This is a genomic window from Microbacterium sp. GbtcB4 (assembly GCF_019091465.1).
In the GTDB taxonomy this organism is placed as follows: Bacteria; Actinomycetota; Actinomycetes; order Actinomycetales; family Microbacteriaceae; genus Microbacterium; species Microbacterium paraoxydans.
Window position 1 is genome coordinate 92,066 of record NZ_JAGXJJ010000007.1, and the last position, 21,289, is coordinate 113,354.

Consider the following 21,289-nt stretch of genomic DNA (forward strand, 5'->3'; position numbering starts at 1 on the left):
TCTTGAGCGTTCGCTCGAAAATAGTGAGGTCAACGATGTCCCCGCACTCCCCCCAGCCCGTCTCCCTCGAGCCCATCGCCGCTCCGCATCCGCTCGATCCGCTCACCGGCGCCGAGATCGCCGCCGCCCGCGCGGTGCTCGACGCAGCCGGCCTGCTGACGGCGACCACCCGCGTACCGATGCTGCTCCCCGACGAAGCCACGAAGGAGGAGCTCGCGGCCTGGCGCCCTGGCGCCCCCATCGACCGCCGGGTCGACGTGACACTGCTCGACATCGCCACCGGCGTCGCGACCGAGGTGATCGTCTCGATCACCCGCGGCGAGGTCGTGCGCCAGGAGCGGGTGCCCAACGACGCCCCGCCCTACGGCCAGCCGCAGTACCTCTTCGAGGAGTACGAGCGGGCCGAGGCCATCGCCAAGGCGTCCCCGGAATGGCAGGCGGCCATGCGCCGCCGCGGCCTGGCGGACCACATGGCCCTCGCCTTCTGCTCCCCCCTGGCCCCGGGCTACACGGGCCGGGCCGACGAGGTGGGCCGCCGCGTGATCCGGTCCCTCACCTTCCTCCGATACGACGAGCAGGATTCCCCGTGGGCGCACCCCGTCGAGGGGCTGATCGTGCACATCGACCTCACCTCGGACAGCGTGATCCGCGTGGAGGACGAGGGCGACGTGCCGGTCCCGGCCGGACACGGCAACTACTACCCGGAGGTGCAGGGCGCGGCACGGACGACGCTGAAGCCCATCGAGATCACCCAGCCGGAGGGGCCGAGCTTCGGCGTGTCCGGCTCGCTCGTCGAGTGGGAGGGCTGGTCGATGCGCGTGGGCTTCAACGCCCGCGAAGGCCTCGTGCTGCACGACGTGTCGTTCCAGGGGCGCTCCGTCCTGCACCGGGCGAGCGTGCCGGAGATGGTCGTGCCCTACGGCGACACCGCCCCCGGCCGCTTCTGGATCAGCTACTTCGACGCGGGCGAGTACCTCCTCGGCAAGAACGCCAACCACCTGGAGCTCGGCTGCGACTGCCTCGGCGTGATCAGGTATCTCGATGGCTACGTCGCCGACGACCACGGCCACCCGGTGCGCATCCCGAACGTGATCTGCATGCACGAGGAGGACTTCGGCATCCTCTGGAAGCACACCGACCTCTCCGGGCGCTCCGACGTGCGGCGCTCGCGGCGCTTCGTCGTCTCGTACTTCTCCACCATCGGCAACTACGACTACGGCTTCTACTGGAACTTCGGCCTGGACGGCTCGATCGAGGTCGTCGCCAAGGCCACGGGCATCGTGTTCGCCGGTGCCGGAGAGCCGGGCGTCCGCCAGAAGCACGCGACCGAACTCGCCCCCGGCGTCTTCGCCCCGGTCCACCAGCACCTGTTCTGCGCGCGCCTCGACGTGGCGATCGACGGCCAGGACAATCGCCTCGTGGAGGTGGACGCGCAGCGGGTGCCGATGGGGCCGGACAACCCGTTCGGCAACGCGTTCACCTGGTCGGAGACGGTGCTGGAGACCGAGCACGCCGCCCAACGCGAGGCCGACTCCTCGGTCGCCCGGGTGTGGGAGGTGCAGAGCGCCTCGCGGACGAACCACGTCGGCCGCCCGACCGCCTACCACCTCGTGCCGGAGCCGACCGCCCTGCTGATGGCCGACCCCGCGTCGTCCGTCGCTGCCCGCGCGGCCTTCGCCACGAAGCACCTCTGGGCGACGCGATACGAGCACGGCCGGATCTGGCCGGCCGGGCGCTATCCCAACGCGCACCAGGGCGGCGCCGGCCTCCCGGAGTACACGGCCGATGATCGCCGGATCGACGGCGAGGACATGGTGCTCTGGCACACCTTCGGGCTCACGCACTTCCCCCGCCCGGAGGACTGGCCGATCATGCCCGTGGACTACGCGGGATTCTGGTTCAAGCCCTACGGCTTCCTCGACCAGAACCCGGCCATGGACGTGCCGGAGTCCTCCCAGGCGCACGGCGGAGCGACGGCGACGGCCTCCTGCTGCGGCGGCGACTCCTGCGCCTGCGGCCACTGAGAGCACCGGGGCCGCTCCGCCCCGTGATCAGTAGCGGGCGGAGAAGGCCCCGTCGGCCTGGAGGAGCTGCCCGGAGATCCAGCGTCCCTCGTCCGAGACGAGGAACGAGACGACGGCGGCGATGTCGCCCGGCGTGCCGAGGCGCCCGAGCGGCGTCATCCCGGCGAGGTCGGTGCGCGTCCCGTCGTCCATCCAGCCGGTGTCGATGGGGCCGGGGTTCAGGACGTTGGCGGAGATGCCGCGCGGACCGAGCTCGCGCGCGGCGGAGATCACGAGCCGGTCGAGCGCGCCCTTGGACGCCCCGTACGGCAGGTTCCCGGTGACGTGATCGCTCGTGAGAGCCACGATCGCGCCGCCGTCCTCGGCCTGGCGGGCGAAGGCCGCGATGAGGAGCAGGCTCGCCCGCGCGTTCACGGCGACGTGCCGGTCGAAGCTCTCCGCCGTGGTGTCGAGCACGCCGGACTCGACGTCATGCGCGTGGCTGAGGACGAGCGCGGAGATCGGGCCGTGCGCCTCCGCGACCTCGGCGATCAGCCGCTCCGGTCCGTCCGCGGTGGAGAGGTCGGCCGGGTGATCGGCGTCGTCGAGGTCGCTCGTGACGACGGTCCAGCCGTCGGCACGGAGCCGCGGGACGATGCCGGCGGCGATGCTGTTCACGCGCGCGGCGCCGGTGACGAGAGCGAGGGGCATGCCCTCACGCTAGTGGGCAGCCCGTCGCGGGTGCGAAAACGTGCCCCGATCGTTCCGGGCAGGAGCGCTTCGCATCCCGCGCCACGGGGAGGGCGACGACCGACTCAGGTGAGGGCGGCGATCGCGTCGCGGAGGATGCCGTCGGCGTCCGCCAGTGCGGCCGCCGCGGTCTCGGCGGACGCTCCGGTCGCGAGCAGGAGCAGCGCGAGCTTGACGGAGCCGTCCGCGGCCTCCAGCGCGGCGGACGCGGCGTCGACGTCCACGCCCGCAAGCTGCGAGACCGTGCGGATCGAGCGGGCGTGCAGCTTCTCGTTCGTCGCCAGCAGGTCGACCATGACCCCGCGGTACGTCTTGCCGAGCTTGATCATCGAGAGCGTCGTCAGCATGTTCACGACGAGCTTCTGCGCCGTGCCGGACTTCAGCCGCGTGGAGCCCGAGATGAACTCCGGGCCCGTGACGACCTCGATCGCGATCTCGGCCTCCGCGCCGATCGCCGACCCGGCGTTCGAGGCGATCGCCACCGTGAGCGCGCCGAGGCCCCTGGCGTACCGCAGCCCGCCGATGACGTACGGGGTGCGGCCGGATGCCGAGATCCCCACCACCGTGTCCAGATCGGTGAGGTCGAGGTCGCGCAGAGCGAGGGCCGCGGCCTCGTCGTCGTCCTCCGCGTTCTCCACCGCCGAGCGGATGGCCGTCTCCCCGCCCGCGATGAGCCCCACGACCATCGACGGGTCGGTGCCGAAGGTGGGCGGGCACTCGCTCGCGTCCAGCACGCCGATGCGTCCGGCCGTGCCCGCACCGATGTAGATGAGGCGACCGCCGCGTCGGAACCGCTCCGTGATGCCGTCCACCGCCGCCGCGATCTCCGCCGTGCGACCGGCCACGGCCTCGGGCACGCGCCGGTCCTCGGCGTTCATGCGCTCGATGAGCTCGGTCGTGCTCAGCAGGTCGAGGTCGCCGCGCTCGGTGGTGGAGGCCTCGGTGTCGAGGCCCGCGAGCTCGGCGAGGAGGGTGGTCAGACGGGGGTCATTCGGCACGGTGCACGAACCTTTCATGGGGGAGGTCGAGGCGACGGGTCAGCAGCAGGGCCCCGTCCATGGCGCCGCCGCGCGCGGGGACGACGCGGTGGCCGCTCGTCTCCAGGGCGCGGGTCAGGGCGGCGCGGAAGCCGTCGTGGTCGGTGAGGCCGCCGTGCAGCACGACGTCCGCTGTCGCGCCGGCGGCCGCAGCGGTCGTCGCCGCGAGGAGCCGGACGGCCTCGTCCACGATCCCGCCGGCGACGGGGTCGTCGTCTGCGGCCGCGGCGAGCACGAGGGGCGCGAGGGTCGCGAGGCGGCGGGCGAGGGCTCCGTCGGCGGCGAGCCAGGCCTGCACGGCCGAGGGCGGGCCGACGGGGGCGGCGAGCGCCGCGGTGAGAGCGGTGGGGGCGGCCAGCCCGTCGTGGGCACGGAGCACGGCACGCAACGCCTCCCGGCCGAGCCAGGATCCGCTGCCGAAGTCGCCCAGCTCGGGGCCCCAGCCGTCGACCAGACGCGCACCGGAGGGGTCGACGCCCAGCGCCACGGCTCCGGTGCCGGCGATGAGCAGCACGCCGGCCGCGCCGTCGAGAGCGCCCGCATGGGCGGTGACCACGTCCGACGCCACCGCCACGCGTGCGCCGGTCCGTGCGGCGAGCGCGGCGGCGAGTTCCGCGGCCGCCTCCGGGGCGAACCAGGCGCCGGCCGCCCCCACGCCGAGCGTGTCGATGCGCTCGACATCGTCGAGCAGCGGGAGAATCGCGGTGAGCGCCGCCTCCACTCCGCCCGCCGCGGCGAGGCCCGGGGCTCCGAGCCCGGAGCGCTCCCCGGCCGCCGCGCCGTGCACGACGAGGCGGCAGCGGGACTTGCCGAGATCGACGGTGGCGATCGTCTCGCTCATCGGCACTCCTCGGATCTGGCGGAAAGAAAGAAAAGCGACTACACAACACGTAGACTCGCTGAAAAGAATTTACCATCCCGTTCCGCCGTTCCGGAGGATACCGTGAGCATCCAGTCGACGATCGAAGCCGCCGCTGCGACCCTGCCCCCGTCGCTGGCCCGTGTCGCGGCCGCCGTGCGGGAGAACCCGAGCCTCGTGATCGACAAGACGATCAGCGAGCTCGCGACGGAGTGCCGCACCTCGGTCGCGTCCGTCGTCCGGTTCTGCCGGGCGATCGGCTTCACCGGATACGCCCCGCTGCGCATGGCCCTGGCCACCGAGCTCGGCAAGGAGGCCGCCCAGTTCTCCGCCCGCGGCGCCTACGGCTCCGAGATCTCCGACGAGGACTCCCTGGAGGAGGCCGTCTCCAAGCTCGCCGCCCTGGAACTCCTCGCGATCGAGGAGACCGTCGGTCAGCTCGACTTCGCCGTGTTGGCGGCGGCGGTCGCGGCCATCGACGGCGCCGACCGGATCCTCCTGTACGGCATCGGCGCCAGCCAGTTCGTCGCGGAGGACCTCGCGCACAAGCTGCTCCGCGTCGGCCGCAACGCCCACGTCCTCTCCGACCCCCACGAGGCGATCGCCGCCGCCGTGCTCCCCGTGGGCACGACCGTCGCTATCGGGTTCTCGCACGCCGGGTCGACCATCGAGACGGTGCGGTTCCTCGAAGCCGCCGTCGCCAACGGCGCGACGACGGTGGCCGTCACCTCCGTCAAGGACTCCCCCCTCGCCCAGGTCGCCGACCACGCGCTGTTCACCGAGGTGCGCGAGTCGACCTTCCGCGCCGGGGCGATGGTGAGCCGGATCGCGCAGCTCGCCCTCGTGGACTGCCTGTTCATCGGCGTCGCCAAGCGCCGGTACGCCGAGACCGTCGACGCCCTGCAGCGCACGCGTCAGGCGACGCGCCTCCTGCGCGACTGACGACGCCTCGCCCCGTCAGTCGAGCGCCGACTTCGGGGTCGCACGGGCGTCCGCGCGCGTCGCGGAGGCTCCCATCGTGCCGGCGGTGCGCAGGAACACGATGATCCAGCTGAAGATCAGCACGGCCGCGATGAGCTCGACCGCCGTGAGGTTGTAGTAGCCGACCGCGAAGAACGCCCCCAGCAGCACGATGACCAGCACGTACGCCCAGCCGAGCCCCACGAACACCCGCGGGATGCTGCGCACGAACCACGGCAGGCCGACGACGATCACCGCGAACACCACCGCCATGCCCGTCGCGACCGTGTTGTGCAGGCCGAAGAACTCGTCGACCGGGAAGATGCCCACGCACGCGAGGAAGATCCCCATGAGGATGAGGCCCCCGCGCACGATCGTCCGGCCGCGGCGGTCGACCGGGTCGTCGACGGGCAGCCCCGCGGTCGCATAGCGGGAGATGGTCGTCACCATGATCCCCGCGATGATGAGGGTCACGTTGAAGGCCACCGAGGCGCTGTTGCTGCTCATGCCCAGCGCCGACAGGTTGTCGCGCCACCAGTGCACGTCGCTCGACGCCAGCATCGCCGCGAACGCCCCGACGACGAGGAACACCGCCAGGACCAGCGACAGCACGGTCGGCGTCAGAGCGACGGCGCTGAGGAAGGCGACATACCCCGTGAGCGCGAAGGCCACCGCGACGAGGATCGCCCCGGGGAACGGGAAGACCGGGGCGTCGACGAAGCTCTGCTCCAGCAGCTGCGCGATGCCGAGCCAGCCGAGGTAGGCGATGGCGGCGTGCGCGAAGGCGATGGCGGCGAGGTCATACCAGCGGAGCCGGTCGCCGGGGACGGCGAATCCGTCCCTCGCGACCGAGGGGTCGACCTCCGGAGCCCGCACGGCGAGGCGTCCCAGGGCGAAGGCGAGCGCGGCCGCGATCGCACCGCCGTACGCCGCGAACATGCCGATCGAGCCGGTGCCGCTGATCGAGAGCTGGTGCCCCCAGAACACCGGCAGGGCCACGAGGAATCCCACCAGGAGGAACGCCGCGCCGACGATCAGCGCCGTCGCTTCGAACACCGCGTCCGAGGTGGCGGGTCCACGCACCTGACGGAGCACGTGCCGGATCCGCTGCCCCACCGTAGACATCATCCCGCCGTTCACGGACCACATCCTAGACGGCACCCCGCGCGGCCGTCGCCGGTGGTAGCATCGCGGAACGGATCGTATACAACGTCGTCGTTCCCACCAGCCCGAGGTGATCAGTCATGAACGGTGCCCTCACCACCCCCGCCGAATCGGTGTCGACCCTGGTCGCGCGCAACATCAGCGAGTTCCGCGCCGCCGTCTCCGAGTCCTTCGTGCCCCTGCAGGTGTCCTCCGCGGGCGCCGACCAGTTCCGCGGCGTGATCCGGGGCGCGGCCGTCGACGAGGTCCACGTCAACGACATCCGCGCGACCTCGCACGTCGTCGAACGCACGACCGAGCTCATCGCCCGCGGCGACCGCTCGTACTTCAAGGTGAGCCTGATGCTCGCCGGGACCGGGCTGCTCATCCAGGACGACCGCGAGGCCGTGCTGCAGCCGGGAGACCTCGCCGTCTACGACACCGATCGGCCGTACTCCCTCGTCTTCGATCAGGACTTCCGCACCATGGTGGTCATGTTCCCGAAGCACCTCATCAGCCTGCCCGCGGACATGATCGGGCAGCTCACGGCCGTCCGCATCTCCGGGCAGGAGGGGCTGGGCGGCATGGTCGTGCCGTACCTGACGCAGCTCGCCGGCAACCTCGACGAGCTCGCCGGCACGACGGGGGCCCGACTCGCACACAGTGCCCTCGACCTCGTGACCACCGTGTTCACGCGGGAGCTCGGTCTCGATCAGGCCTCCGCCGACCCGCATCGCGCCCTCATGCAGCGGATCCGTGCGCATATCGACCGCAACCTCGCCTCCACGGACCTCGGTCCGGCCTCCATCGCCGCGGCGCACTTCATCTCCACCCGCCACCTGCACGGTCTGTTCCAGGAACAGGGGGTGACCGTGTCGACGTGGATCCGCACCCGCCGCCTGGAGCAGTGCCGTCGCGACCTCCTCGACCCGATGCTCGCCGACCGCCCCGTCGCCGCGATCGCCGCCCGCTGGGGCTTCGTCGACGCGGCACATTTCAGCCGCGCGTTCAAGACCGCCTTCGGCGTCTCCCCCAGCGAGTACCGCGCCACCCACTGACCCCGTCGTTCCCGTCCTCCCCGTCGCGCGCGGGATCAAAACCGCCCCGCCAGCGCCCGCCCCGCGCACGTTCCTTATCCCGCACCGTCCCCCGCCCCGCGCGCGGGATCAAGAACGCACCCCAGACGCCCTTGGCAGGTGCAGTTTCGACCCCGCACCGACGAGCGGCACGCCCTGCACGGAAGAACACGACTCCCGTGCACCAGAGGTACACCGCGTTCGGGTGCGGGATCAGGAACGGGCCTCATACGCGTCCGGCAGGGGCGTTTCCCGTCCCGCACCGGGGCGGCCGCACGCGGGACGCCGGTGCGGGATCAGGAACGCACTCCACCCGCGTCCGGCAGGGACGTTTTCGATCCCGCTCCGATGAAAGGCACGCCGTGCGCGGAAGGGCGCGACTCCCGCGCGCCAGAGGACACGGCTGACCCCCGCGTGCGGGATCAGGAACGGGCCGCACACGCGTCCGGGAGGGGCGTTTTCCGTCCCGCGCCGGGGCGGCCGCAGGCGGGACGCACGTGCGGGATCAGGAACGCACCCCAAACGCGTCCGGCAGGGGCGCTTCTGATCCCGCACGGAGGGCCGGGGGCGGATCCGCGGACGTGACCGGAAGGCGGGGCTGCCGCGGGGACGGGACCGGTACGGGGCATCCGCGGGGGCGGGCTTGCCCGGGAGGGCACGCCGGTTGACTCTCGGCGCGGGATGGACTCCGCGCGCTTGAGGGCTCCCCCGGGCCGGCCGGAGCATGAGGCAAGCGCATCGCGACGACGCGGTGCCCGGGGCGACGAGGCCCCGCCGTGTGCGACGTCAGGACCCTCATGACCGACATCTCCACCGACCCCGCTCTGGACGAATGGCGCACGTACGACGAGTTCGCCGCGGGCATCGACACGTTCCGCCTGCCGAACAGGACGCTCGCCGGAACCGCGCTCATGCTCACCCTCGACGACGACACCACGCTCGCGCTCCGCTTCGACGAGGACTCCGTGACCTGGGAGGGACTGGGCTCCTCGGGACGCGACCCGTATGACGCGGTCCGCGTGCGCGACGACGTCGTCTTCGTGAACATCCCCTTCGAGACCCGCGAGCGTGAAGCCCTCACCGTCGTGTTCTCCACCACGACCCACCGCGCCACCGTCATCCGCTCCCGCATCGCGCCGGAGGCGGCCGAGGGCACCCCGCAGGTGGGGCAGGACTTCTGGGCCGCGACCACCGACGCCGGCCCCGCCACCGGAGAGGTCCCCGGTCCGAGCCGCGACCTCATCGGCAAGCGGAACATCTACCGCTACAGCCCCCACCACCTGTACGAGCACGTCTACGTGTCCAGCCAGCGCTACGCGTGGCAGTGCCTCGAGGGCGTCCAGCGCGGTCACGGCGACATGGACCTCTCCACGGTGTGGAAGTTCGCGGACGGCCTCTACCTGTTCTGCTTCCGCGAGTTCCGCATCGCGGTGGCGAGCGTCTGGCTCCACGACCTCGGCTACCAGCTCATGACGACGGGGATCTTCCTCGGACTCAACGGCGACGGCGAGTCCGAGCACTCCCGCGCCGGCGGACACATCTACCCCCTGGGCGCCGTCGCCTACCCCGACGCGCAGCCCGTCTGACCCTTCGACAGGCTCAGGGACCCCCCTTCGACAGGCTCAGGGACCCCTTCGACAGGCTCAGGGACCCACCCTCGACGGGCTCGGGGACCCGGAACGAAAGAGAGCACATGAGCAACGCAGACCTGATCCGCGAGCACTACGCCGCGAACGACCGGGGCGACCTGGACGGCATGCTCGCGCCCTTCGCGGCCGACATCGAGTGGACGGAGGCCGCCGGGTTCCCTTACGCCGGGACCTACATCGGCCCGGACGCTGTCGCCGAGAACGTCTTCGGCCGCATCCAGGAGGAGTGGGACGACTACACCGTCGCGATCGACGAGGTCGTCGACGGCGGCGACGTCGTGGTCGGCATCGGCACCTACTCCGGCACCTACAAGCGCACCGGGCGGTTCTTCGCCGCCCGGGTGGCCCACGTCTGGCGCGTGGCGGGCGGCGAGATCGTCGCCTTCGAGCAGTTCACCGACACGGAGCTCGTGAACCGCGCCCTGCGCGCGCCGTCGACGAGCACCGACACCCAGCCTTCGAGCTGACAGCACGACCCGAACAGGAGAGGCAGAAGCACATGAACAGACGAGCATCCGGCACCGCGGCGGTCATCGCCGTGGCCGCCCTCGCTCTCGCCGGCTGCGCCGGTGGCGACGGAGCCGGGGGCGACGGCGCCCCCATCGTCGTCGGCTCCGTGAACACGATCAGCGGCCCGGCGACGTTCCCGGAAGCGTCGCAGGCGGCCGCCGCCGTCTTCGACGCGTTCAACGAGGATGGCGGCCTGGACGGCCGGAAGATCGAGTACAAGATGCTCGACGACAAGGGCGACCCCGCCACGGCCACCGCCTCGGCGCGGGAGATCGTTGGCAGCGACGAAGCCGTCGCACTCGTGGGCTCCGCGAGCCTCATCGAGTGCGAGATCAACGCGAAGTACTACGAGCAGGAGGGCATCCTCTCGGTGCCCGGCATCGGCGTCGACACGGGCTGCTTCGACAGCGAGAACATCTCGCCGGCGAACGTCGGCCCGTTCAACGACATGACCCTCACGCTGCAGTACGGCTCCGAGGTGCTCGGACTCGACGACATCTGCATCCTGCTGGAGATCGCCGGCTCCACCCGCCCGACCTATCAGGCCGCGATCGACAAGTGGACCGAGATCACGGGCAAGGAGCCGAAGTACGTCGACGACACCGTGCCGTACGGCGCCTCCGACTACACGCCCTACATCGTCAAGGCGCGCGACCAGGGCTGCAAGGCCCTCGCGATCAACCCCGTCGAGCCCGACGCGATCGGACAGGTCAAGGCCGCGAACGCGCAGGGCTGGGACGACGTGACCTGGCTCTACCTCACGAGCGTCTACAGCGAGAACTTCGCCGACGCGATCGACGACGCGGGCGCTGGCATCTACGTCCCCGCCGAGTTCTACCCGTTCACGGACGACAGCGACATCAACGCGGACTGGCGGGCGCTGATGGAGGAGAACGACATCCCCCTCACCTCGTTCAGCCAGGGCGGCTACCTCGCGGCGACGTACTTCATCGAGGTGCTGAAGAGCATCGACGGCGACATCACCCGGGAGAGCGTCTCCGAGGCACTGAAGGGCATGGACCCGATCGAGAACCCGATGGTGGGCACGCCCTACGCCTTCGGCACGCAGAACACCGCGGGCTGGCCGATCATCCTGAAGTCGGGCACGAACGCCTGGGAGAAGGTCGCCGACGACTGGCTCCGGATCGGCGAATAGTCCCGCGCTTCGACAGGCTCAGCGACCCACCCCGGGTCCCTGCGCTTCGACAGGCTCAGCCACCCACCTCGACAGGCTCGGCGACCCACCCGGGTTTCCCGCGCTTCGACAGGCTCAGCGACCCACATCTGGGTCCCTGAGCCTGTCGAAGGGCCCCTCACCAGAAAGGACGCCTGATGCTCCAAGGCGCCATCGCCGGTCTCGCCGCCGGCGGCCTCTACGCCGTCCTCGGCGTCTGCCTCACCCTCATGTCGCGCCTCGTGCGCGTGGTGAACTTCGCCCAGGCCGCGACCGGCATGTTCGGCGCGTTCACCGCCGTGTGGTTCGTCCGTGAGATCGGGCTGCCCATCTGGCTGGGCTCGATCCTCGGGGTCCTCGTCGCGGGCCTACTCGCCGCGGCGATCGGGTTCATCGCCGCGACCTGGCTGTCGGAGGCCTCGACGACGACCCGCTCGGCCATGACGGTCGGCCCGCTCCTGCTGCTCATCTCGCTGTCGTTCATCCTGTTCGGCAACAAGCCGCAGCCGTTCACCCCGATCATCGCCGGCCCCGCGTTCTCCTTCGGCGGCGTGGTGATCAGCCAGGTCACCGTCGCGACGGTGGCGATGGCCGTCGTCACCGCCGTCGCCGTCCGCATCGTGCTGCGCCGTACCCGGGTCGGCACCCAGCTGCGCGCGCTGTCGGAGCGGCCGACCACGGCGGAGCTGCTCGGCATCCGCTCCCGGCCGCTGTCGATCGCCGTCTGGTTCGTCACCGGGATCATCAGCGCCATCGCGATCATCATCGTCGCGCCCTCGCAGTCGAACGATGCCACGAGCCTGTCCATGCTCATCGTCCCCGCCGCGGCGGCCGCGCTCCTCGGCGGCTTCCGCCGGCTCGACCTCGCCGTCGTCGGCGGCCTGCTCCTCGGCGTCCTCGGCGGACTCGTCGCGCAGATCGACGAAGTGGCGCTCGTGCGCAACTTCCTGCCGTTCCTGTTCATCGTCGTCCTGCTGCTGTGGACGCAACGCAAGGAGGTGTGGGATGCCGCTCGCTGACCGCCCCTGGTTCCGGATCACCTGGCCGTTCGCCGTCGCCCTGGTCGGCATCGGCGTGGGTGCGCTCCTCAGCGCCGCCCTTCCCGGCTACTTCGTCTTCCTCGCGATCAGCGCCGTCACGGCCGCGATCGCGATCCTCGGACTCGGCATCGTCACCGGCTCGGCCGGCATGATCGCCCTCTGCCAACTCACGTTCGCCGCGGTCGGCGCGTGGATCGTCTCACTGCTGAACGTGATGCAGGCGCCGGGCGGCTTCCTCGTCTGGCTCGTGCTCGGTGGCGTCGCGGCCGGTCTCGTGGGCATCCTCGTCGGGCTCCCCGCCCTGCGGCTGCGCGGGGTGAACCTCGCGGTGGTGACGCTCGGCTTCGCCGCGGCGGCCGACGTCACGCTCGTGCAGATCCAGTTCCCCGGCTCCGCGGACGGCATCGCGATCGAGCGCCCGGCACTGTTCGGGAGCGACCGGGAGTTCTTCTTCCTCTCCATCGTCGTGCTCGCCGTCTGCGGCCTGGCGGTGTTCTTCCTGCAGCGCGGCCGGTGGGGCGCGAGCTGGAAGGCCGTCGCGTTCTCCGAGCGGGGCACGGCCGCGGCCGGGCAGAGCGTGCGCACCGCGAAGCTCACGGCGTTCGCGGTGTCGGCGGCCCTCGGCGGCATCTCCGGCGGACTGCTCGCCGGACAGGTGCAGCTCCCCTTCGCCTCGAGCTTCACGCCGCTGCAGTCCCTCGCCCTGTACGTGCTGGCGATCATGTCCGGCGCGCACCTCATCGACATGGCCATCTTCGGCGGACTCCTGTGGGTGCTCGTGCCGGAGCTGCTCAAGCGGTGGGGCGTGCCGCAGGACTGGGGCTTCGTCGTGTTCGGCGTGCTGGGAGTGCAGGCGCTCACGAGCGGCACGAACCTCGGCCAGGGCATCCGCAACCTCCTGTACCGACGGGCCGACCGGCGCACGGCCAGCGCGAAGCTCACGGCGCTCCCGCCTGACGCGGGAACCGATGCGACGGCGATCACCACGACCACGACGGCCACCGTCGACGAGGCCGCCCTCGACGGCGCCCCGGTGCTCACGGTCGACGGTCTGACCGTGCAGTTCGGGGCGCTCAAGGCCCTCGACGACGTCTCGTTCACGGTGCCCGCCGCCTCGATCATGGGACTCATCGGTCCGAACGGCGCCGGGAAGTCGACCTTCGTCGACGCCATCAGCGGCTTCCTCCCCCAGCACGAGGGCCGCGTGCTCCTCGGCGACCGCGACCTCGCCGGGCTCTCCCCCACCCGGCGTGCGCGACTCGGACTGCGACGGACCTTCCAGCAGGACCGCGTCCCTCCGGCGCTGACCGTGGGCGGCTACGTGCGCTTCGTGGCCAGACGGCGGCTCGCCGCGGCGGACATCGACGAGGTCCTCGCGTTCTTCGGGTGCCCGCCGGCCCGGGCGCGCCTCTCGAGCGTCGACGTCGGCACCCGGCGGCTCGTGGAGGTCGCGGCGAACGTCGCCGCCCGCCCGCGACTGCTCATCCTCGACGAGCCCGCCGCCGGCCTCTCGCACGAGGAGCATCTGGCACTCGCGGCTCGCCTGCGCGAGCTCCCCGGGCGCTACGGCGTGGCCCTCATCATCATCGAGCACGACCTGGACCTCGTCCGCTCGGTGTGCCCGACCCTCACGGTCCTCGACTTCGGCCGCGTCCTGGCGAGCGGCCCGCAGGCGGAGGTCCTCGCGAACCCCGACGTCGTCAAGGCGTACATGGGAGAGACGGAGCTGCTGAAATGAGCGCACTGGTGCTCGACGGCGTCACGGTGAGCCGCGGCGCCGGGCCGGTCATCTCGGACGTCTCGCTGCGGGTCGCCGGCGGCGAGGTCCTGGCCCTGGTCGGCCCCAACGGGGCGGGCAAGACGAGCCTGATCGAGGCGGTGTCCGGCGTGACGCCGCACTCGTCCGGGTCGATCCTGCTGGACGGGGATCCGATCGACCGGCTCTCCCGCGTGGCGCGGGCCCGGCGCGGCATCGTGCACATCGAGCAGGGGCGGGCCGTGTTCCCGTCGCTGACCGTGCGCGAGAACCTCTCCCTCACGGCGCGCACCGCCGGGGAGATCGAGGCCGTGCTGGCGCAGTTCCCGGAGCTGGAGAAGCGCATCGACTCCCCCACGGCACTGCTGTCGGGTGGGGAGCAGCAGATGGTGGTGCTGGCACGGGCGTTCGCAGCGAAGCCCCGGGTGCTGCTCATCGACGAGATGTCCCTGGGCCTCGCGCCGGTGGTGTTCCTGCGCCTGATGCCGATCGTGTCGTCGATCGCGAAGTCCGGGGTGGCGGTGCTGCTGGTGGAGCAGTTCACGCAGCTCGCCCTCGGTCTCGCGCAGGAGGCGGTCGTCGTCGCCGGCGGCCGTGTGTCGTTCCAGGGCGCGCCGCAGGCCCTCCAAGACGACCCCGCCCTCCTCCACCGCGCCTACCTCGGGGGCTGACTCCCCGTCGACCCACCCCGTTGCGTTCCTCCCGGCCCCGTGCGCGCGTTCGCAAGGGGCCGGGGCGCGCGAAAGGGGGTGGGTCGGCGGCGTGAGGGTTAGCCTGAGGGAGTGACCGAGATCCTCCACGCCCGCGCCGCCCTCCTCGACATGGACGGGACCCTCGTCGACTCGACCGCCGTCGTGGAGCGCCTCTGGCTCGCCTGGGCGGAGCCGCACGGGATCGACCCCGAGACCGTCCTGCGCACCGTCCACGGGCGCCAGGGTCACCAGAGCATGGCGATCCTGCTCCCCGAGCGCGACCACGCCATCAACCTCCGTGAGAACGAGGTCATGCTCGCGACCGAGGCCTCCGACGTGGACGGTGTGATCGGCATCCCGGGCGCCGAGGACCTGCTCGCCGCGCTGCAGCCGTTCCCGCACGCGGTGGTCACCTCGGCCAACGTCGCGCTCATGACCGCGCGGATGGGCCAGGCCGGGCTCACGGTCCCCGAGCTCGCCGTCACCGCGGAGAACGTCTCCGCCTCGAAGCCCGATCCGGAGGGCTTCCTCCTCGCCGCCCGCACGCTCGGCATCGACCCCGCGGACTGCGTCGTGTTCGAGGACTCCGGCGCCGGCATCCAGGCCGCCCACGCCGCGGGCATGCGCGTGATCGGCATCGGTCCGCACGCGGGAGCCCACGCCCCGACCGCACACGTCGACGACCTCACGCACGTCGCCGTGGTCCCGACCGACGACGGCTTCGAGCTCCGGATCAACTGATCTCGGGGCGACGGCCACCGCCCGCCCCTGACCCGGCGCTACATCCCGGCGTGGTCGAAGGCGATGGTCGGCACGTCGACCACGTGCGACCCGCCGTCCGCCACGATCACGGCGCCGGTGATGTAGGACGACTCCCCCGACCCGAGGAACCGCACGACGGAGGCGATCTCGGCGGGCCGCGCCGGGCGGCGCAGCGGCACGTCGGCGGTGACCGTCGCGTAGCCCTCCTCCCGGGAGCCGAGACCGGCGTGCGCCGCGAACTCGTCCATCTCCTCGTCGGCCATCGGCGTCTGCACCCACCCGGGGCAGATCGCGTTGACGCGCACGCCGTGGCGCCCGTAGTCGCGCGCGAGCGTCCGGGTGAGGCCGATGAGGGCGTGCTTGCCGACCGTGTATCCGGCCACCGACGGCCCCGCGAAGAGCCCGGCCAGCGAGGAGACGATCACCACCTGCCCCTTGGCCTCGATCAGCGCCGGCAGCGCTTCCCGCGCCATCACGAACGCGGTCGTGAGGTTGGCACGGATCGCGGCGTCCCAGCTCGCGTCGTCGGTCTCGGCGACCGGGGAGAACCCGTGTCCTCCGGCGTTCGCGACGAGGACGTCGATGCGGCCGAACCGCGCGAGGATCTCGGCGATCGCGGCCTGCGCCGACGTGGTGTCCGCCGCATCCGCGACGATCGGCAGCGCCCCGACGGCCCGCTCGACCTCGTGCAACGGCTCCGGCCGGCGACCCACCACGACGACGTGCGCCCCTTCGGACGCGAAACGTTCCGCGACCGCCGCGCCGATGCCCGTGCCGCCTCCGGTGATGACGACGACGCGTCCGGAGACGCTCGATCCGACCACGGTTGCCATGTGTGCTCCTGTGTGTTCTGCGCGCGTGCGCGGTGGGGCCGGACGCGGGCGCGTCAGGCGGGGAATCCCGACCGGGCGGTGTACCCGAAGTCGCTGAGGAGGGTGGTGCCGTTGACCGCCCGGCTCCGCGGGGAGAGGAGGTAGGCGACGTGCGCGGCGACCTCGTCGGCGCTCTGCACGGGGAAGGCGGGCTCGTCGAACGCCGCCGCGCCGAGGTCGCCCCGGCTCATCGGCGTGTCGACGATGGACGGTGACACCGCGTTCACCCGCACCCCGGTACCCGCGAGGTCGACCGACAGCGCCCGCCCGAACTGGACGAGCGCGGCCTTCGAGGCGGCGTAGGGGGCCATGCCCGGGGAGGCCACGACAGCCGAGTCGCTCGCGAGCAGCACGACGGATCCGGCGGCGGACTCCCGGAGCGCCGGGATCGCGTGCTTGAGCACGAGGAACGCGCCGGTGACGTTCACGGCGAGGACGCGGTTCCACGCCTCCAGGGGCGTCTCCTCGATCGGCGTCCCGACCGGGCCGGAGATCCCGGCGCAGCAGACCACCGCGTCGAGACCGCCCAGCGCGTGGACACCGGCGGCGACGGCGGCGGCCACCTGCTGTTCGTCCGTGACGTCGGCGGCGAGCAGCACCGGATCGATGCCGGCCTCCCCCGCCGCGTCCCGGAGCGCGGCGGCGTCCCGGTCGAGCAGCGCGACCCGCACCCCCTCGGCGGCGAGCGCCCGGGCGACGGCACGACCGATGCCGGAGGCAGCCCCCGTGACGAGGGCCGTCGTGCCGTCGAGCTGCAGGTCCATCGCATCCTCCGACCGCGGCCCGGCGCCGCGCGGCGCCGACGAGACCGCGGTGTCGTCCCGGTCATCCTGCTCCGCGGTGCGGAGGGCCCGCACGCCCGCCGGCGGGGTGTGCGCGGTGGCACCATCGTCCTTCGCTCACGGTCAAGCGTCGGAACGGGGCGGCGAGCAGACTCGCTCTATCGACGATTCCCCTCGTCGTCGATGCCGTGTCCACACGGCCGTCACCCGAGCAAAGGAGCCGACGTGGCAGAGCAGACCTCCGCACCCACGACGCCGCACCACACCTCCCTCCGCCCCGGCGCCCTCGGCGTCGCGGGCATCGTCTTCCTCGTCCTGGCCGCCGTGGCGCCGCTGACCGGGATCGTCGTCGTCGCCTCCCTCGCCATCGCGCTGGGCAACGGCGGCGGCACCCCGATGTCGTTCTTCCTCGTCGCGGCCATCCTGCTGCTGTTCGCGATCGGCTACGCCCAGATGTCGAAGCAGCTCGTGAACGCCGGAGGCTTCTACGCCTTCGTCGTGAAGGGCCTCGGCCGCACCGGCGGACTCGTCGCGGGCCTCATCGCGACGCTCGGCTACAACTTCTTCGTGGTCGGCACGATCGGCACCAGCGGCTTCTTCATGCAGACGATCATCCGCGACCTCACCGGGCTCGACGTGCACTGGCTCGTCTGGGGCCTGCTGTCGATCGTCGTCTGCTTCGTGCTCGCCCGGATCGGCGTCGACTTCAGCTCGAAGGTGCTCGGGGTGTGCCTCGTGCTCGAGGTGCTCATGCTCGTCGTGTTCGACATCTCGGTGCTCGTGCAGACCGGCTACGACGTGGCGGCGTTCAGCCCGGAGGCCGTGTTCTCCGGCTCGCTGCCCATCGGCCTGCTGCTGGCGGCGACCGGCTTCCTCGGGTTCGAGGCCACCGCGCTCTTCAGCGAGGAGGCCAAGCAGCCGCTGCGCACGATCCCGCGGGCGACCTACACCTCGATCATCGCGATCGGCGTGATCCTCGGCGTCACGACCTGGGCCGTGGTGAGCGCGACCGGCGTCGCGCAGGCGCAGGCCACGGCGCTGGAGCACCTGCCCACGGGCGACCTCATCTTCTCGCTCTCGCAGCAGTACCTGGGCGGACCGCTCACGACCGTGATGATGGTGCTGCTCCTGGTGAGCCTGTTCGCGGCGATGCTCGCCTTCCACAACTCCGCCACCCGCTACCTGTACTCGCTGGGACGCGCGAAGATCCTCCCGCAGGCCCTCGCCCGCACCCGCCCGAACGGCGCCCCGCAGCTCGCGGGCATCGTGCAGGCCGGCTTCGCGGCGATCGTGGCGATCCTGTTCGCCCTCGCCGGTGCCGATCCCATCGTCACGCTCGTGCCCGCGATGCTCGGCTTCGGCACCCTCAGCGTGCTGATCCTGCAGGGACTCGCGGCGATCTCGATCGTCGTGTACTTCCGGCGCCGGAACGACCCTCGGTGGTGGAGCACGTTCATCGCTCCGGGCATCGGCTTCCTCGGCATCGCGGCCATCTCGATCCTGGCGATCGTGAACTTCAACATCGTCGCCGGCTCCGAGGAGCTCGCGATCCGTCTGATGCCGCTCCTGCTCGTGCTCGCCCTGATCGGCGGCATCGTCTACGCCGCCTACCTCCGCCGTGCGAAGCCCGCCGTCTACGACGGTCTCGCGACCGACCTGGAGCGGTTCAGCGACCGCTGACGCCCGCGCCGACCCCGTTCTCCGAAGGAAGGAAATCCCATGACGACCCTCAACCCCGCTGACACCTCCACCTGGCTGCCGCTGGAAGGACTCGCCCCCGGCTTCGACGCCAACAAGGCCCCGCACAGCACCGCCCTGAGCGGTCGCGAGATCGCCGTCGTCGACGACCGCGGCACGCGCATCGTCCACCGCTTCGACGACTCGACGGTCGCCTGGGAGTACCAGCCCGGCGCCGAGGACCCCACGGAGGCCGCGTCCGACACCGACGACTACGAGGCGTTCAAGGTCGACGACGAGCTCTACTTCGTGCAGTTCCACCACCGCTACCTCCCGAACGAGGCCGTCTCGCTCGTCCTCGACCTGCGGCACGGACGCTCCCTCGCGGTGATCTCCGAGATCCTCCCCGCGCCCGAGCAGGGCCGCACCCGCGTGCAGCACCACTTCGCCCCCGGCACCATCGAGGGCGCCGACGTCACCGGCGCCGAGGCCGCCCCCACGACCACACTCATCGGCCGTCGGGTGGAGTGGGTCTACAGCGAGGAGCACGCCTACGAGCACGTGTACCTCTCCCCGCGCTGGTACTCGTGGCAGTGCCTGGCCGGTCCCGAGCGCGGGCTCGCCGACACCGACGAGAACAGCGTGTGGGAGGTGCGCCCCGGGATCTACGTCTTCGCGTGGCGCGAGAAGGTGATCCCGTGCGCCTCGGTCACGATCGCCGACCACCGCGACGTGAACGCGATCCGCTCCCACGGCGTGCTGTTCGGACTCGACGAGAGCGGTGAGGTGCCCACGCACTTCACGTTCGGCGCACACGGCCGCCTGCTGTCGACCACCCACCACACCCCGTCGCTCGAGCCCGCGACCTTCGGAGACGCCTGACATGACCGACGTCGCCGACCTCATCGTCACCGGTTCCGTGATCCGCACGTCGGACCGCGCCCGTCCGCGTGCCGAGGCCTTCGCCGTACGAGACGGACGGATCCTCGCCGTCGGCGACCGCGCCGACGTGGAGGCGTTCCGCGGCCGTCGCACGCGGCTGGTCGAGGTCGGCGACGCGGCGGTCTACCCCGGGTTCGTCGACGTGCACAACCACCACGCGCTCGCCGGACGGACCGAGCTGTTCGAACTGTCGCTCGCCCCCTCGCTCACGCTCGACGAGATCCTGGACCGGGTGCGGGAGAAGGCGCAGGCGCTGCCCGAGGACGCCTGGATCGTCGGCGGCGCCGTGGCCACGACCCTGCTTCCCACCCTCGCCAACACCGCCACGCGGTTGCGTCTCGACGAGGCAGCGGGCGGACGGCCGGTGGCGCTCATGGAGGACTCCCGCCACAACCGCTGGGCCAGCACCCGGGCCCTGGAGCTGGCCGGCATCACGGCGGACAGCATCCCGACCTCCGGGGTGACGCTGCTCGACCCCGACGACGGCACGCCCACCGGCGTGCTCCTGGAAGCCGCCGGCATCCCGGTGCAGGAGGCGTACGACCGCAGCGGCGGACTCACGCCGGAGCAGCACGCCGCCGCGTCTCGCCGCGGCATCGAGCTGCTGAACTCCTTTGGGATCACGGCGTTCCAGGACGCCGGGGTCTCCGTCGACATCCTCGCCGCGCTCGCCGGACTCGACCGCGCCGACGAGCTGCACGCCTGGGTGGTCTCCTCGCTCCTCATCAACGACGAGATCTTCGGGTTCGACCCCATCGGCGCTCCCCTGCTCGACCGCGGCGAGGAGTTCCGCACGCCGCACCACCGTCCCGACTTCGTGAAGATCTTCCTCGACGGCGTGCCGCCCGCCCGCACCGCCTCGTTCCTCGACCCGTATCCGGCGGATCCGGTGCACGGCGCGCACTTCCACGGCGAGACGACCATGACCCTCGACGAGCTCACCGACTGGCTCCGGGCCGTCGCGGCGCGCGGTCTCGGGGCCAAGGTGCACTGCACCGGCGACGGGTCGGCACGCCTCGTGCTGGACGCCGCCGAGCGCCTGCGCGCGGAGGGCTTCACGACGCCGGTGCAGATCGCGCACGGGCAGTTCCTCGCGGAGAGCGACATCCCCCGGCTCGCGGCGCTGGACGTCTCCGCCGACATCTCCCCGTTCATCTGGTACCCGGGCGTCATCCCCCAGGCGCTCGCGGACGTGCTGGGAGAGCGTGCCGAGCACTCGCAGCCCAACCGCGCACTCCTCGACGCCGGGGCCCTCGTGGCCGGCGGCTCGGACTGGCCGGTGAGCGAGTCGCCGAACACGCTCGAGGGCCTGCAGGGGCTCGTGACACGCGCCGATCCGCTCGGCCGCGCCCCCGGCACGCTGTGGCCGGAGCAGGCGATCTCGGCCGAGGAGGCGCTGGAGGTCTTCACGATCAACGCCGCGACGGCGATGGGGCTCGGCGCCGAGACCGGGTCCCTGACCCCCGGCAAGTCGGCCGACTTCGTGATCCTGGAACGGGATGCGATCGGCGGACCGGCGGAGGAGATCGTGCACACCGAGGTCATCTCGACATGGTTCGCCGGGCGCGCGGTGCACGAGCGCTGAGCGCGCCGCGCCGTACGATG

The 21,289-nt window shown here is 71.8% G+C and carries 19 protein-coding genes; 13 read left to right on the top strand and 6 right to left on the bottom strand.

Annotated features, from left to right (window positions below; translation table 11 throughout):
* Positions 1–35: 35 nt before the first annotated feature.
* Complete coding sequence (locus KVS71_RS12475; RefSeq protein ID WP_217584704.1) at positions 36–2,024, top strand: primary-amine oxidase; 1,989 nt, start codon at positions 36–38, stop codon at positions 2,022–2,024.
* Between the two features lie 27 nt (positions 2,025–2,051).
* Here the strand turns inward: KVS71_RS12475 and KVS71_RS12480 are convergent, their stop codons facing one another.
* The 3 genes from KVS71_RS12480 to KVS71_RS12490 form a co-directional block, all read right to left on the bottom strand.
* Positions 2,052–2,714: an SDR family oxidoreductase gene (locus KVS71_RS12480; protein ID WP_217584705.1), complete on the bottom strand. Its 663-nt coding sequence runs from the start codon at positions 2,712–2,714 to the stop codon at positions 2,052–2,054.
* Positions 2,715–2,818: 104 nt separating this feature from the next.
* Positions 2,819–3,751 (bottom strand): N-acetylmuramic acid 6-phosphate etherase, encoded by a 933-nt coding sequence (murQ, locus tag KVS71_RS12485; protein ID WP_217584706.1) that lies wholly within the window; start codon positions 3,749–3,751, stop codon positions 2,819–2,821.
* Positions 3,741–4,631 carry a BadF/BadG/BcrA/BcrD ATPase family protein gene (locus KVS71_RS12490; protein WP_217584707.1) on the bottom strand — a complete coding sequence of 297 codons (891 nt, stop codon included), beginning with the start codon at positions 4,629–4,631 and terminating at the stop codon, positions 3,741–3,743. The genes murQ and KVS71_RS12490 overlap by 11 nt, the downstream gene beginning before the upstream one ends.
* Positions 4,632–4,733: 102 nt before the next feature.
* Between KVS71_RS12490 and KVS71_RS12495 the strand changes: the two genes are divergently transcribed.
* Positions 4,734–5,591, top strand: coding sequence for a MurR/RpiR family transcriptional regulator (locus tag KVS71_RS12495; protein WP_105949428.1), 858 nt, complete (start codon positions 4,734–4,736; stop codon positions 5,589–5,591).
* A 15-nt stretch (positions 5,592–5,606) separates the two neighbouring features.
* Here the strand turns inward: KVS71_RS12495 and KVS71_RS12500 are convergent, their stop codons facing one another.
* Positions 5,607–6,749 carry a DUF998 domain-containing protein gene (locus KVS71_RS12500; RefSeq protein WP_259982286.1) on the bottom strand — a complete coding sequence of 381 codons (1,143 nt, stop codon included), beginning with the start codon at positions 6,747–6,749 and terminating at the stop codon, positions 5,607–5,609.
* Positions 6,750–6,853: 104 nt separating this feature from the next.
* On the opposite strand from KVS71_RS12500, the gene KVS71_RS12505 reads away from it, so the two are divergent.
* From KVS71_RS12505 to KVS71_RS12540, 8 genes are all read left to right on the top strand, one after another.
* Positions 6,854–7,810 carry a helix-turn-helix domain-containing protein gene (locus tag KVS71_RS12505; protein ID WP_025103869.1) on the top strand — a complete coding sequence of 319 codons (957 nt, stop codon included), beginning with the start codon at positions 6,854–6,856 and terminating at the stop codon, positions 7,808–7,810.
* An 815-nt stretch (positions 7,811–8,625) separates the two neighbouring features.
* A complete protein-coding gene (locus tag KVS71_RS12510) occupies positions 8,626–9,414 on the top strand; it encodes a MoaF C-terminal domain-containing protein (protein ID WP_217584708.1) in 789 nt (262 codons plus the stop codon).
* Positions 9,415–9,521: 107 nt separating this feature from the next.
* Positions 9,522–9,944 (top strand): nuclear transport factor 2 family protein, encoded by a 423-nt coding sequence (locus KVS71_RS12515; RefSeq protein ID WP_025103867.1) that lies wholly within the window; start codon positions 9,522–9,524, stop codon positions 9,942–9,944.
* 32 nt (positions 9,945–9,976) lie between these two features.
* The gene (locus KVS71_RS12520; RefSeq protein WP_060922467.1) at positions 9,977–11,143 is read left to right on the top strand and encodes an ABC transporter substrate-binding protein; all 1,167 of its coding nucleotides are present in this window, start codon (positions 9,977–9,979) and stop codon (positions 11,141–11,143) included.
* Positions 11,144–11,319: 176 nt separating this feature from the next.
* The gene (locus KVS71_RS12525) at positions 11,320–12,180 is read left to right on the top strand and encodes a branched-chain amino acid ABC transporter permease (RefSeq protein WP_101846949.1); all 861 of its coding nucleotides are present in this window, start codon (positions 11,320–11,322) and stop codon (positions 12,178–12,180) included.
* Positions 12,167–13,939 carry an ATP-binding cassette domain-containing protein gene (locus KVS71_RS12530; protein ID WP_217584709.1) on the top strand — a complete coding sequence of 591 codons (1,773 nt, stop codon included), beginning with the start codon at positions 12,167–12,169 and terminating at the stop codon, positions 13,937–13,939. The genes KVS71_RS12525 and KVS71_RS12530 overlap by 14 nt, the downstream gene beginning before the upstream one ends.
* Positions 13,936–14,628 (top strand): ABC transporter ATP-binding protein, encoded by a 693-nt coding sequence (locus KVS71_RS12535; RefSeq protein ID WP_217584710.1) that lies wholly within the window; start codon positions 13,936–13,938, stop codon positions 14,626–14,628. The genes KVS71_RS12530 and KVS71_RS12535 overlap by 4 nt, the downstream gene beginning before the upstream one ends.
* 111 nt (positions 14,629–14,739) lie before the next feature.
* Positions 14,740–15,390: an HAD-IA family hydrolase gene (locus tag KVS71_RS12540; RefSeq protein WP_144880777.1), complete on the top strand. Its 651-nt coding sequence runs from the start codon at positions 14,740–14,742 to the stop codon at positions 15,388–15,390.
* A 38-nt stretch (positions 15,391–15,428) separates the two neighbouring features.
* Here the strand turns inward: KVS71_RS12540 and KVS71_RS12545 are convergent, their stop codons facing one another.
* Entirely contained in the window at positions 15,429–16,244 is an 816-nt protein-coding gene (locus KVS71_RS12545; RefSeq protein WP_217584711.1) for an SDR family oxidoreductase, read from the bottom strand.
* A gap of 53 nt (positions 16,245–16,297) precedes the next feature.
* Complete coding sequence (locus tag KVS71_RS12550; protein WP_368874743.1) at positions 16,298–17,140, bottom strand: SDR family NAD(P)-dependent oxidoreductase; 843 nt, start codon at positions 17,138–17,140, stop codon at positions 16,298–16,300.
* 150 nt (positions 17,141–17,290) lie between these two features.
* Here KVS71_RS12550 and KVS71_RS12555 point away from each other — a divergent pair, with 150 nt between their 5' ends.
* From KVS71_RS12555 to KVS71_RS12565, 3 genes are read left to right on the top strand one after another with little or no spacing between them, the layout of a single operon-like run.
* Entirely contained in the window at positions 17,291–18,745 is a 1,455-nt protein-coding gene (locus KVS71_RS12555) for an APC family permease (RefSeq protein ID WP_071327387.1), read from the top strand.
* A gap of 39 nt (positions 18,746–18,784) precedes the next feature.
* Entirely contained in the window at positions 18,785–19,624 is an 840-nt protein-coding gene (locus KVS71_RS12560) for a molybdenum cofactor biosynthesis F family protein (protein WP_217584712.1), read from the top strand.
* Position 19,625: 1 nt separating this feature from the next.
* Complete coding sequence (locus KVS71_RS12565) at positions 19,626–21,269, top strand: amidohydrolase (protein ID WP_217584713.1); 1,644 nt, start codon at positions 19,626–19,628, stop codon at positions 21,267–21,269.
* Positions 21,270–21,289: the final 20 nt, after the last annotated feature.

Bases quoted from the DNA above. Each gene is read 5' to 3' on its own strand.
- KVS71_RS12475 (WP_217584704.1), top strand. From the start codon at position 36: ATGTCCCCGCACTCCCCCCAGCCCGTCTCCCTCGAGCCCATCGCCGCT.
- KVS71_RS12510 (WP_217584708.1), top strand. From the start codon at position 8,626: ATGACCGACATCTCCACCGACCCCGCTCTGGACGAATGGCGCACGTAC.
- KVS71_RS12520 (WP_060922467.1), top strand. From the start codon at position 9,977: ATGAACAGACGAGCATCCGGCACCGCGGCGGTCATCGCCGTGGCCGCC.
- KVS71_RS12560 (WP_217584712.1), top strand. From the start codon at position 18,785: ATGACGACCCTCAACCCCGCTGACACCTCCACCTGGCTGCCGCTGGAA.
- KVS71_RS12545 (WP_217584711.1), bottom strand. From the start codon at position 16,244: ATGGCAACCGTGGTCGGATCGAGCGTCTCCGGACGCGTCGTCGTCATC.
- KVS71_RS12565 (WP_217584713.1), top strand. From the start codon at position 19,626: ATGACCGACGTCGCCGACCTCATCGTCACCGGTTCCGTGATCCGCACG.
- KVS71_RS12535 (WP_217584710.1), top strand. From the start codon at position 13,936: ATGAGCGCACTGGTGCTCGACGGCGTCACGGTGAGCCGCGGCGCCGGG.
- KVS71_RS12530 (WP_217584709.1), top strand. From the start codon at position 12,167: ATGCCGCTCGCTGACCGCCCCTGGTTCCGGATCACCTGGCCGTTCGCC.
- KVS71_RS12480 (WP_217584705.1), bottom strand. From the start codon at position 2,714: ATGCCCCTCGCTCTCGTCACCGGCGCCGCGCGCGTGAACAGCATCGCC.
- KVS71_RS12490 (WP_217584707.1), bottom strand. From the start codon at position 4,631: ATGAGCGAGACGATCGCCACCGTCGATCTCGGCAAGTCCCGCTGCCGC.
- KVS71_RS12515 (WP_025103867.1), top strand. From the start codon at position 9,522: ATGAGCAACGCAGACCTGATCCGCGAGCACTACGCCGCGAACGACCGG.
- KVS71_RS12525 (WP_101846949.1), top strand. From the start codon at position 11,320: ATGCTCCAAGGCGCCATCGCCGGTCTCGCCGCCGGCGGCCTCTACGCC.
- KVS71_RS12505 (WP_025103869.1), top strand. From the start codon at position 6,854: ATGAACGGTGCCCTCACCACCCCCGCCGAATCGGTGTCGACCCTGGTC.